Annotated in this window: 14 protein-coding genes; 3 read left to right on the top strand and 11 right to left on the bottom strand. The window is 32.0% G+C overall.

What is annotated here, in order from left to right; all coding sequences use genetic code 11:
- Positions 1–4: 4 nt before the first annotated feature.
- The 5 genes from pfkB to norA all read right to left on the bottom strand — a co-directional run bounded on the left by pfkB (position 5) and on the right by norA (position 4,439).
- Positions 5–925, bottom strand: coding sequence for a 1-phosphofructokinase (gene pfkB / locus P7F85_RS10140; RefSeq protein WP_002467150.1), 921 nt, complete (start codon positions 923–925; stop codon positions 5–7).
- Positions 922–1,677 carry a DeoR/GlpR family DNA-binding transcription regulator gene (locus tag P7F85_RS10145; RefSeq protein ID WP_015365299.1) on the bottom strand — a complete coding sequence of 252 codons (756 nt, stop codon included), beginning with the start codon at positions 1,675–1,677 and terminating at the stop codon, positions 922–924. The genes pfkB and P7F85_RS10145 overlap by 4 nt, the downstream gene beginning before the upstream one ends.
- Positions 1,678–1,862: 185 nt before the next feature.
- On the bottom strand, positions 1,863–2,345 hold the full coding sequence (gene ybaK, locus P7F85_RS10150; protein WP_019235811.1) for a Cys-tRNA(Pro) deacylase: 483 nt from the start codon (positions 2,343–2,345) through the stop codon (positions 1,863–1,865).
- Between the two features lie 103 nt (positions 2,346–2,448).
- Positions 2,449–2,928, bottom strand: a complete 480-nt coding sequence (locus P7F85_RS10155; RefSeq protein ID WP_002467152.1) for a hypothetical protein — start codon at positions 2,926–2,928, stop codon at positions 2,449–2,451.
- Positions 2,929–3,272: 344 nt separating this feature from the next.
- On the bottom strand, positions 3,273–4,439 hold the full coding sequence (norA, locus tag P7F85_RS10160) for a multidrug efflux MFS transporter NorA (RefSeq protein ID WP_046464285.1): 1,167 nt from the start codon (positions 4,437–4,439) through the stop codon (positions 3,273–3,275).
- A gap of 326 nt (positions 4,440–4,765) precedes the next feature.
- On the opposite strand from norA, the gene P7F85_RS10165 reads away from it, so the two are divergent.
- Together P7F85_RS10165 and P7F85_RS10170 are read left to right on the top strand one after the other, a co-directional pair.
- Positions 4,766–5,383: a DUF1361 domain-containing protein gene (locus tag P7F85_RS10165; RefSeq protein WP_015365302.1), complete on the top strand. Its 618-nt coding sequence runs from the start codon at positions 4,766–4,768 to the stop codon at positions 5,381–5,383.
- Positions 5,380–5,658: a hypothetical protein gene (locus tag P7F85_RS10170; protein WP_002467148.1), complete on the top strand. Its 279-nt coding sequence runs from the start codon at positions 5,380–5,382 to the stop codon at positions 5,656–5,658. The genes P7F85_RS10165 and P7F85_RS10170 overlap by 4 nt, the downstream gene beginning before the upstream one ends.
- Positions 5,659–5,721: 63 nt before the next feature.
- Here P7F85_RS10170 and P7F85_RS10175 read toward each other — a convergent pair whose 3' ends face one another.
- The 6 genes from P7F85_RS10175 to P7F85_RS10200 all read right to left on the bottom strand — a co-directional run bounded on the left by P7F85_RS10175 (position 5,722) and on the right by P7F85_RS10200 (position 12,275).
- Positions 5,722–7,092 (bottom strand): cryptochrome/photolyase family protein, encoded by a 1,371-nt coding sequence (locus P7F85_RS10175; RefSeq protein ID WP_015365303.1) that lies wholly within the window; start codon positions 7,090–7,092, stop codon positions 5,722–5,724.
- A 164-nt stretch (positions 7,093–7,256) separates the two neighbouring features.
- A complete protein-coding gene (locus P7F85_RS10180; protein ID WP_002467159.1) occupies positions 7,257–8,813 on the bottom strand; it encodes an SLC13 family permease in 1,557 nt (518 codons plus the stop codon).
- 175 nt (positions 8,814–8,988) lie between these two features.
- Positions 8,989–9,936, bottom strand: a complete 948-nt coding sequence (gene mdh, locus P7F85_RS10185) for a malate dehydrogenase (RefSeq protein ID WP_002467143.1) — start codon at positions 9,934–9,936, stop codon at positions 8,989–8,991.
- Between the two features lie 103 nt (positions 9,937–10,039).
- Positions 10,040–10,348 (bottom strand): hypothetical protein, encoded by a 309-nt coding sequence (locus P7F85_RS10190; protein ID WP_002467144.1) that lies wholly within the window; start codon positions 10,346–10,348, stop codon positions 10,040–10,042.
- Between the two features lie 27 nt (positions 10,349–10,375).
- Complete coding sequence (locus tag P7F85_RS10195; RefSeq protein ID WP_002467157.1) at positions 10,376–11,284, bottom strand: aldo/keto reductase; 909 nt, start codon at positions 11,282–11,284, stop codon at positions 10,376–10,378.
- Between the two features lie 64 nt (positions 11,285–11,348).
- Positions 11,349–12,275, bottom strand: a complete 927-nt coding sequence (locus P7F85_RS10200) for a CobW family GTP-binding protein (RefSeq protein ID WP_015365307.1) — start codon at positions 12,273–12,275, stop codon at positions 11,349–11,351.
- Positions 12,276–12,501: 226 nt separating this feature from the next.
- Between P7F85_RS10200 and P7F85_RS10205 the strand changes: the two genes are divergently transcribed.
- Complete coding sequence (locus tag P7F85_RS10205) at positions 12,502–12,945, top strand: MarR family winged helix-turn-helix transcriptional regulator (protein WP_002467156.1); 444 nt, start codon at positions 12,502–12,504, stop codon at positions 12,943–12,945.
- Positions 12,946–12,970 lie beyond the last annotated feature (25 nt).

A 12,970-nucleotide genomic window follows, 5' to 3' on the forward strand; every position in this document is an offset into this window, starting at 1 on the left:
TTATTCACTCCCCATCAAGTACAGAAATCGTAACTTGTGATTTGATATTTTCTATTGCATCTTTTGTCGCTAAATCTGCATCAAATGCAGTAGCAGTTCCTGATGCTACTGCTTGTTTAAATGCATCTTGCACAGATAAACCAGTAGCTAACCCTGCGACCATACCTGCTACCGTACTATCACCTGAGCCAACTGTATTAATCACTTTGCCTTTTGGATTTACAGCTTTAATACTTTGTTGACGATCCACATAAATTGCACCATCTCCACCTAATGACACAATGACTGATTGTGCACCTTTATCTAAGATTTGTTTAGCATATTTAATAACATCTTCATCACTTTTAACTGATGTATTAAACATAACTTCTAATTCATCTTTATTAGGTTTAATAAATAGTGGCTGATATTCTAACACTGATTCAACTAAATCTTTTTCAGCATCAACGACTAATTGCGCACCTGTTTGTTTTGTAATCTTAGCAATCTGCGCATAAGCATCACTCGGAATACTCTTTGGTACACTACCAGCGACGATAACAGTATCATTGTCTGTCGTTTCTTTAATTTGATTTAATAATGATTGAAATTGTGCATCAGTCACATTAGGACCTTGTGCATTCACTTCTGTTTCTTGACCTGTTTTCAATTTAACATTGATACGCGTATCTTCATCTACTTGCACAAAATCTGTGTGAATATCACTATCTTTTAATGTTTGAGCTATAAAATCTCCTGGGAATCCACCAGCAAATCCTAATGCTGTAGAATCAACACCCAAAGTCTTTAGCACTCTAGAAACATTAATACCTTTACCACCGGCAAATTTATTTGTATCTTGAGCGCGATTTAAACCATCTATCTTAAAGTCATCTACAAACATGACATAGTCAATGGATGGATTAAAAGTAACTGTATATATCATATTGTCCCTCCTAAAAATTCATATTGTCCCGCAAACGCTTCATTCACATGTTGTAATCCCTGTTTAGAGGTAATGATTCGAGTATTATCTTGCACAGGTACTCTAGCAAAGTACACTTGATTAAATTTCGTTTCGTCTACAACAACAAAGCTTTCATTAGAAAGTCGCATTGCATTATCTTTAATTAACGCCTCTTGTTCATCAGGTGTGGTTAAACCATACTTTACGTCTATACCGTTCATTCCAATAAATGATTTATCAAAACAATATCGCTTCAATGTTTCTAAGGCACTCGAACCTACTGTAGCGAATGTATTTTCTTTAACTTGACCACCTAACATTAAGGTTTTAATCCCTTTTTTAAGTAGTTGTTCAACATGAGTCAAACCATTAGTTACAACAATAATATCTTTTGCATCTATGTAAGGTATCATCTCTAATGTTGTTGAGCCAGCGTCTAAAAAAACACACTCATTATCTCTAATTTGTCGAGCTGCTCGTTTGGCAATTTCTTTCTTTTCTCGTGAATTTTGTGTCAATTTCTCTGTTAATCTTGGTTCGACCATTCGATTATGGTTAAGTGTCGCACCACCATGAATACGTTGTAATTTACCAGCTAATTGCAGCTTAGATAAATCACGTCGAATGGTAGAGGCACTACAACCGGTTCTATCCATTAATTCCTGGAGTGTCAGAAAATCCTTTTTTATAAGTTCTTGTAAAATTAAATCGTGTCGTTTTTCAGATATCAATATAACCACCCCATCTCAATTACCATTATAATGAGCACGCTTACAAAATTCAATCAAAAATTGTCAAAAACAATCAAAAACATTCATTTTGTGACAAAAATAACACGAAAATACATTCACTATCAAATGGACTAGTTGTGTTCATGTATTTCCGTGTTTTTTATTATTATTTTACTGCTAGTGCTTTAGTCATGAATTACCGAAGTCACTTTAGCGTTTGTCATTGCTACCAAATCTTTGACAGCGATAATGATTTGCATACCTCTTTGGCCACCACTGATATATATCTGTTCTCTTTGTAGCGCAGACTGGTCAATAACAGTTTGGAATAAATGCTTCATACCGATAGGTGAACATCCACCTCTAATATATCCTGTCACTTGTTTGAGCTGATCTAAAGGCATTAAATTTAATTTTTTCTCTCCTGCTTCATGTGCAGCTTTTTTCATATCTAACGTTGCATTCACTGGTATAACAAACACGAAATGATCATGGTTAGCATTTTCTAATACAAGTGTTTTATAAACATCTTCAACATTGGCATGCACAAGTGCTGCTATTTGTTCACCTGTTTGGTGTTCTTCGGTTACTTCAAATACGTTAGTTTGATAAGCTACCTTTGCTCTATCTAACATGCGCATTGCATTTGTTTTTTTGGTTTTACCCATATTCTCACCTCTGGTATTACTTAACTTAATCCTCTATATTTTAACACTAGTTCTTTATATAGTAATCACAAAAAAAGCACATGCTCCCATTAGTAAGCATGTGCTATCTCATATGTGAATGATTTTCCCCAACTTGACCGCTGTCATTCACTACTATATTGGATTGTTGTTGATTTTGTTGATTCACATATTGATAATTTGATGATTGATTTTGATAATCAACTTGTTTTAAATCATAATTTTCATTTAAATGATTGTTCGCATAATTTAATGCAATCACTTTACATTCTCTTGGCGTAAAATGATTTTCTGATGATCTATGATTGTCTTTTTTTAAATATGTAGTCTTTTGTTGCTTGTCATTATTATTGTCTTCATTTTTTTCTGAAGCATTCGCTATTTTAAAATCAGTAAAATTAATTGTTTTCTCTAATGCAGATACTTTATTTGCTTTTGAAAATGTACAAATAGTCTGATGTACTTTAGCTAATGCATTTTGATTAGTAGCTAAAAATATTAGACCTATTAAACATATTGTCAAAATAACTGCAAAGATACTTAATAATAAGTTTTTCAAATTCATCTCCTTACCCACATTTCTCAATCGATTTTTGTCTATCTTAACATAATAATTTTTAATTTTAGATATGTGGGTCACAATTTAAATAGATTGTAATATTTGTAACAGTAATATTACTGAAGTTGTTATTTTTGTTACATAAAAGCATTAAAAAACGAAATAATTATCTTCAATTAATACATTAAACTAATTTTTTAAGTGAAAAAGTATCATAATCATTCAAAATCGTTCGAAAACAATATTAAAAATTTAAAGGGTTTTGTCACGTTATATTAGTACTTTTTCAAAGTATTCATATTTAAAATAAATAAAAACCATTCAACGTTTTCGCTGAATGGCGTCTATTATCATTTTGAATTTCGATTTAATTGCGTTCTTATCATTTTTTCAATAAATATAATGACAATCCCACTTAATGATACCGCTATAGCCATATACAATGGGAACTCGATATTCACATCAAAAAGTGTACCAGCAACTAGAGGTCCCATAAAATTACCCATACTTGTGAATGTTGAGTTTAGTCCTCCTGCAAAGCCTTGTCGATTACCTGCAATATTAGAAAAATAGTTAGTAATCGCCGGTCTAATCATGTCGAAACCAATAAAGACGATAAAGCTAATGAGCATTATAGTCCAATAACCTTGTGCGATAATCAACATCACTAAAACAATTGCTGAATATAATAATGACCATGCAATAAAATTCAATTCAGTTGTAAATTTCATGAATTTATCGAAGAAAAATACTTGGAATAAGGCACCAAAAATGCCCCCGCCTGTGATAGCAATTGAAATATCTTTAGGCGTATAGCCAGCTTTATCGGATGTATATAGTGAAAATAGTGTTTCAAATGCAGACAAACCAAATGCTAACACTAAAGTCAAAATAACCGGTGTTAAGAATACCTTCCAATTAATTTTAGTTAAGAGCTCTGGGTCGTATTGAGGGAAACCTGCTGTTGTCATTTTCTTAGGATTGTGAATCACAATTAATGACATAATAAAAGCAATAATCCCCAGCCCTCCTGCAAAATAGAAAGGTAATCTATGGGAAACCTCAGCTAAAAATCCGCCAAAACCAGGTCCTAAAATAAAACCAGAATTAATGATTGCTGACATGTAACCAAAGTTCTTCGCTTTATCTTGTGACGGAGAGATATCAGCTATTAGTCCTGTTACACCTGGCATAACCATACCAGCACTAAAGCCACCTAACACACGCGAAATAACCAAAATTGTAAATGAGTGGCCTACTGCAAACATAAACTCAGATATTGAAAATAAAACAAGACCAATACATATTATTAATTTTTTACCTAGTTTATCAGCTAGCCTACCACCAAATGGTGAAATAATCATTTGCGCTAATGCAAATGAAGCTACTAGTATACCTAAATCACTACCTTTTAAGCCCAAATCTTTAAGATAAACCGGTAGCACAGGTATAACCAGTCCAATCCCTAGAAATATCAGGAAAATATTAAAGTAGAGTGTAAATAATTGTTTTCTCATAACGATGTCCCCCTCTCTTATATTTTACATATCTTTATTTATCATATATTGGTATCTATATCATCATACCTTTTCACTACATCAATACGTTAAAAGTCAATATATTGTAATATATTTAAAAACAAATTAACAGTCGGACGTATTAATATTTCTACTATAAAATATAAAGATGATTTAAAACGATAATTATTACCGCTTTTACTTTTTTGGTTGATTACTATTGCTCAGAACGATATTATTAAAACTCAGTTGTCCAATTTTATTTTAACGGATGAAAGTATTAAATCAAATGACAACCAAAGTATGTTATGAAAGTAGTGTTAATGATGCAACCTCGCTATATAGCTAGAATATATTTTATTATTCTGTTTATTATATCTTTATTTGAAACCACGATTTTCAATTTTATGACGTTAAATTTATTTTTAGCTTATATACCATTCGAACTATGCTTATTATTAAAATTATTTAAACCTATCAAAAAATTCGAATGGCCTTTATTTATTGTATTTGGCATGATTTTTTTATTACTTGTACCTAATACCTTCTATATGATTACTGATTTGATTCATTTAAATCAATTTCAATTCAACTTCTTAGTAGGATTGAATATAAAGGAATGGATATTCTTTACTTATTTAATGTTAGGCGTCTTTTTAGCCATGTATGTCATGATCTTAATTTTTATGGAAATTCTACATTTTACCAAACACATCTGGCTTAATCGCCTATTAGTTATTATTCTTATGTTTTTAAACGGTTTAGGTATTTATATGGGCCGCTTCTTACGACTTCATACGGTATATTTAATTAATGAACCATTAAAAATATTCCATGAAGTCCTAGGTGTATTTAACCTAAAAACATTTATCTTTGTGTTATTAATGGTATTAATGCAGTCAGCAATCATTTTATTTGTAAAAGGAGTTCGATTACAAAAATGATGTTAAATCTGATCATTTTATTAGCAATCATTATTATTCTACAACTCATTGTAGGTCACTTTATGCATGATATCGGTTTTAGCTATGCTAAAAGTATCGGTCTTATGTTTTTACCATTAGGTATAGGTTTGTTTATTTTACAAGCTTTTTATTTCGAAAGAAAATATCCAAATTGGGACGTCCCACTTGGTGTTAAGTTGCGATTAAAATATATGTATATTTTAACCTTTTTTGAATATGTTGCTGTATATGTTTGCATGTTTTGGCTTAAATAGTAAATATGTCATTCGTTTTGAGACAACTCAATTCAAATAACCTCCATTAGCACTACATATCTATCACAAACTTTTAAATAATGACATCACACGTTGACGACTGTATTGGTGGTTAACCATTGGTTCAGGATAATCAACACCTAATTGAATACCTTGTTGTTTCAATAATTGCATGTGCTTTTGGGTATCGTGTAATAGATGGCTATCTACATGATTGAGTGTGGATAGCCATTGTTTTATATATAGTGCATTGGGATCAAATCGCTCACTTTGTTTAATAGGGTTAAACATTCTAAAATATGGAACAGCATCTGTCCCAGTCGAAGCAGACCACTGCCACCCATGCACATTTGACGCATTATCATAATCAATCAATTTATCTTTGAAATAAGTTTCTCCCCATGTCCAGTCTATCAATAAATCTTTCGTTAAAAATTGTGATGTCACCATTCTCATTCGATTATGCATATATCCAGTTTGATTTAGCTCTTGCATAGCTGCATCTACAATAGGATATCCAGTTTTACCATTTTTCCATTGATCAAATTGTTGCTTGTCATTGACCCATTCAATGTTTCGATACTTCTCTTTAAATGATTGATGGGCTGTTTCTGGATATTGCGTCATCAGTACATAATAGAATTCTCTAAAAATTAATTCTCTGATAAATGCTTCATAATTAGATTCGTTGCTTTCATAACCATGTAATAAATCATTAAATACTTGCAATATATCAATCAATCCGTAAGCTAGTGCAATACTGAGTTGACTCGTTAATACTTCAGGTAAATACTCTCTATTTGACTCATAATTTTGAATATCATTATTCAAAAAACTTTGCCATTGTTGTTGTACTTCTTTTTCAGTTAATCCACTATGGCTATCATTAATTTGCGTTGGGGCGTATGCCGGCTCGACTATTTTCGAAATATCACTTAGTTCATAATGTGCTCTATGTCTTTCTATTACATATGGTCGCCATTTTTTATAAAAACTTGTAAACACTTTATATGGTTCCCCTTGATTGTTAAACGTTTTACGTGGACTAAAATAATGTTGTACACGAAGCGCTTCAACTTTGATTCCAGCTTCTTGAAATCGTTGTTTTTGATGAGGATAGTCATATGATTCATGATGATAACTCATGATGTCACTTGCCATAACAACTTTGTCTAATTGTTGATTTTTACAAAACGCTATTAAATGATTATAATCCATTACATTCGTTTGAATTTGATAATGATTTAATGTGTTGATAAAAGCGTTGAGTGTACCATGATAAAATGATGCTTTTAATTGTGCCTCATCACCAAACTTTTCTTTAGGTATAATCAATACACATGTATCTGTACTACCTAATTGATTGCAAATATAAGCGAGTAACGGATTATGATGAATTCTAAATACTCTATTTAATATCACGCCAACTTTCATTGTTTAATCACCTAACATTCATTGTTTTGTTGAATTATACCCTTATCCTAAAAAAATAAATATCTAACCTAAATCGTTCATAATTCTTATTTAAAAACGTCTATTTCATTCATAAAAAAAGCTCGACGGTCACCTTGACCGCCAAGCTATTTAACTTTCATTATTTATACTAAACCTAACCATTTCCAATACGTTAAACTAAATATAATGACTAATATATAGCCAACTATCGTTAATGGTATACCAGATTTCAAGAAATCTTTAACTGTAAATGCGTCTGTACCATACGCTAACATGTTTTGTGGTGCACTTACTGGTAATAAGAATCCAAAGCTAATTACAAATTGTTGGATTAAAACAAATCCGATAGATTGATCGCCAAGATGTAATGTTGATGTTAATGAAATAAAGACAGGAATAAGTGCAGATGATAAGCTTGTAGCACTTGCAAATCCTAGATGAATTAAAATATTAAATAAAGTAATCAGTGCTATGGTTGCAATAATCGGCAATCCTTTAAGCCCCATTAAACCAAATGTTTGATCACTCAACCATTGTGCTGCTCCTGTTTTTAATAATACATTTCCTAGTGAAATACCAACACCAAATACAATGATTGTGCCCCAAGGGATTTTATTTTCTACACCTTTCCAGGTAATAACGCCAATTTTAGGTAAGAGCATGATACCTAAAGCAATTAATGTAATTGATGCAGAATCAATTGGATGTAACACTTTTTCAGTTGACCAAAATACCAATAATAATAGAGAGATAACGATTAAACGCCATTCACTCGGTTTCACTGGTCCTAAATCGTTTAACTCTTTTTTAATTAATGCTTTTCCGCCTTCAATAGATTCACGTTCGGGTGGCATCACTTTGATCATAATAAAATAAAGTGCGATAGACATTAAAACTGACCATGGCGCGGCGTACATGAACCATTCACCCCATGATACATCATGGCCTAAATTCTGATTGATAAAATTAATCGCAACGATATTTTGTGCTGCCGCTGTTTTAATACCAATATTCCAAATAGAAACTGCTTGTACTGACGTTATAATTAATAATGATGCTAACTTACTCTCTTTAGAAACTTTGAATGCTGCAATCATACCTAATAATATTGGTACGACTGCACCCGCTCTAGCTGTAGAAGAAGGTACAAAAAATGCAAGCACAATTGAAACGAGTATTGCACCTATGACAATATTTTTAGTTTTATTTCCCACGACAGATAACACTAATAATGCTAATCGTTTGTGTAAGTTAGTCTCTTGCATCGCTGCTGCTAAAAATAATGCAGCTGCAACTAAAGCTACCGCTGAAGTAGAAAAACCACTGAACGCAAGTGTTAAAGCATTGTTTGTTCCTAATATTTCACTGCCTTTAATAATGGCATTCCCATTTTTAGGATTACCAAGTTGCTCAGATAAATTTTGAACTGGACTGAATCCTAATAATAAAATTATCAGTCCTAAAATCAATGTTGCTGAAACAGGGTATGACACTGCTTCAGTAACCCACATTATGACAGCAAATGCTAGTATCGCTAGAGTCATTTTAGCCATCACTGGTAAGCCTGCGGGTGTAGGTAAAAGCAATATGGCTATCAATACGATAAAACTAATGATAATCCAAAGTGGTTTATACCCCTTTTTCTCTTTTTTGGTAGTTTGATTATTGACTACCTGTGAAGTTTGATTCCCTTTAGACATATTCACCGACTCCTTTTTATCTTGACCTTACACCCTAATTATATCAAGAAAGCGCTTTATCTATGCGATTTACTTACAAAAGTCATATAATTCTCACTTTTAAATAATAAATCATTTAAAAAAGATATACTCAATTTATTGCAAACGATAGGTTTTATCTTTTGACTTAAATGCTTTATTCAAAACCATAATTAAGTGCTTCTTTAACACTTTTAACTGATAATGCTGAAGTATCTAATTGCTTTTGCTCTTCTTGGCTTAAATTCAATTCTAATATTTCTTCTACACCATTTTGCCCTAGTTTAATTGGTACCCCTAAGCAGATATCTCGATAGCCATACTCGCCTTCAAGATAAGTAATTGCTGCCAATACACGACATTTGTCTTTCAAAATAGCATCAATCATCTCATATATCGCAGCAGCAGGCGCATAATATGCTGAACCATTTCCTAACAGTTGAACGATTTCAGCTCCACCTTTTCGTGTTCTATCAATAATTTGATCAATGACTTGCTGATCAAGTAGTTCTTTTAAAGGAATTCCATTAATTTGAGTTGAGTTGACTAATGGAACCATTGTATCTCCATGACCACCTAATACTAAACCTTGTACATCTTCAACAGAAATTCCTAGCTCTTGAGCAATGAATGTTTTATATCTGGCACTATCTAATACACCTGATTGCCCCAAAACTCTATGTTTAGGGAAGCCAGATGCGACTAAGGCTGAATAAGTCATCGCATCAACGGGATTAGTTAATACAATAATGATGGCATTGGGCGCATATTGGGCGATTTGTTGTGCACTATAATGAACAATTTCTTCGTTTGTTTGTATTAAATCATCTCTACTCATACCTGGTTTTCTAGCAATTCCTGCTGTTATCACTACAATATCTGAGTCTTTCGTTTCTGAATAATCGGCAGTACCTTTAATTTCAACATTAAAGTTGAATATAGGCCCGCTTTCTTGAATGTCTAACGCTTTTCCTTTTACTGTACTTTCAGATTGTGGACGATCTACAACAACAATGTCAGCGCTTTCATTTTTCGCTAAAATAAAAGCTAATGTTGCACCTGTTTGTCCAGCACCGATAATAGAAATCTTTTTACGTTTATTCATCAGATACACTCCCCATTTATAAATTGATAAAAAACAAAAACTCCGCTATTTCAAATTAATTATAACATTGAAATAACAGAGTTTTTCATTAAATATTGGTATTTTACTTTTTAATTTGTCCAAAAATTTCATGGTTGATTCCAAACACATATAATAGTGTAAAGAAAGCAGCACCACTTAATATTGTTAATACTAAAGTTAAAATAAGCGTACGTTTAAAATGACGAATGAATGCGATAAATAGTAAGCCTAAATTATAGGCAAAGAGCAATCCAAATAACGTCATTGTTACTTTTATCTCAGGGTAAAAAATATTACATAAGAGTACGATGATCGCAAAGATTAAATAAGGAATCATAATCAAATTGCGTTCAAATTTAAGTTGTTTCTGATGTCTATCTTCATTATTCATTTAATAAAATCCTTTCTAACATTTTATTTATAAAATGTCATGACCCATTGCAGCAGTGTATATGTCAAACCACTCTTGGTCAGTTAAATTAATAGATAATCCTGGTAAAGCTGCATCAATTCTTTCAATTTTATGCGTACCTAACACCGGCATGATATCATTGGGATGTTTATTCAACCAAGCTATCATAATAGCCGTGTCATCAACCTCGTATTTTTGTGCTAAAGGTTCAATAATGGTACGCACACGGCTCGCTTTGTCATCGGATGGATCAAACAATTTACCGCCTGCCAGTGGACTCCAAGCCATTACTTTTACTTGATTTTCATACATTTTGTCCATCACACCATTGTTTAAAATGTCTGTTTGATATGGGGACACTTCTAGTTGGTTAATGCTAATATGCAATTTATCATGATTCAAGCTATGTTTTAATAAATCATACTGAGTTTCATTAAAATTGGATACACCAAATGATTTGATTTTACCTTCATCGACAAGTTCTTTTACAGCATCCGTAATTTCATCAGGATTCATTAATGGTGAAGGTCTATGAATTAATAAGCTATCTAAATAATCCACATTCAAACGTTGTAATGAATGATTGACTGATTGAATAATATGTTGACGACTATGGTCATAACGATGACCATCAGTAAACGTTTGAGTTTCAGAAGGTAAGACAATGCCACATTTAGATACCACTTGAATTTGATCACGTAAGTTAGGTGATAACTGTAATGCTCTACCAAATCTAGACTCACATTGATAATCTCCATAAATATCGGCATGATCCATCGTTGTGATACCACGTTCAACAAGTTGATTTATAAAACGATTTAATTCTTGATCAGAATATTGCCATTCATTTGCTCTCCAAAATCCTTGAATCATTTTTGAAAAATCAACGTACTGGTTAATCTTTATTCTATCCATTATCATCACGACCTTATTATTTAGTAATTTCATCCTGTATATTTAGAAGCAGTTGAATTTAAAATCAAGTAAATTGTAACATATCCAATTTATTTCTGAGTTGATTAATATCGATATGCTCTCCGATAATGACAATTGTTAAAGGCAATTCTTGATTGATTGGGCCGAAATCAGGCAATCCATAAGACAATTGAAATTCAATGGTTTCATTGGGTTGATCTCTAAATTGTACATAGCCTTTAAGTCTCATCACGTTTTTCGGTAATTGCATTATAAATTGATAAAATAACTGACGATCAATGGGACTTGTAAATGTATATTTCATGCTTTTAATACCATGGTGATGGTGGTGTTTATGATTTACAGTTTTATCGATGGTTGGATTATTTAATAACTTGATATCAAATTGTCCATATGTTGTTAAAACATATGGCGCATGCGGATTAATTTGAACCAACTCTTCTTCAATTTTATGTAATTTCTCAGAATCAACGCAGTCTGTTTTATTAACGACTAATAAATCACTTATTTCAAGTTGTTCTTCCATAAGTGTTTGAGTAGATGTAGTGTAATCATTCCTATTTAAAAATCGTTCAGCATCCACTAAACTAATGATTTGAGGCATATTTATATATTCGATAATAGTCGGATCTTGACATGCGGCAATCATTTCTATAGGATTAGCAATTCCTGTTGCCTCAATAATGATATGATTACAATCACCCTGTTGTATTAATGATTGAATTTGAGTGATTAAATCTGTCTTTAAGTCGCAGCATACACAACCATTGATGATTGATCGCACTTCGATATTTGCGTCTATATTTTGACTATCGATATCAAATGAACCAAATTCATTCATAATCACTTTGATTTTCTCATCAATTTTTAATAATTCGCTAATATAATGTGTCAGTAGCGTGGTTTTCCCACTACCTAGGAAACCACTAATGATAGAAATTGATATTTTTCTAAAATTATTATTTTTCATTGTAAAATTCCTTTTCTATTACAAGTATTTTTAAAAATGATAACATAAATATTAAATTATCTTTTTGCTTGATTTAACGATAGATATCTTCTAAACTTTAAACATACTTTAATTTTAGCATGACATTGAATCACAGTGTGTTGTGAATTATATTCCGCACAACATAGACGGATTCCAATCCGAATAGAGAGAAAAAAACGGATAGAATGTCTGGAGGAGAACTTTAATGTCTGATCAACATAATTTAAAAGAGCAACTATGCTTTAGTTTGTACAATGCTCAAAGACAAGTAAATCGCTACTACTCAAACAAAGTCTTTAAAAAGTACAATCTAACTTACCCACAATTCCTTGTATTAACTATTTTATGGGACGAGTCACCTGTAAACGTTAAGAAGGTTGTGACTGAACTAGCACTTGATACTGGTACAGTATCCCCACTATTAAAAAGAATGGAACAAGTTGATTTAATCAAACGTGAACGTTCCGAAGTCGATCAACGTGAAGTATTTATTCACTTGACTGATAAAAGCGAAAAAATTAGACCCGAACTTAGCACTGCTTCTGAAAAAGTTGCAACTGCATCATCATTATCACTTGAAGAAGTGGATGAACTTAACCGATTATTAGGTAAAGTCATCGATGCATTTAATGAAGCTAAAGATAATTAATTAAGCTTTTGTCATGGTAATTTAA

This window comes from Staphylococcus sp. aM (assembly GCF_052975125.1).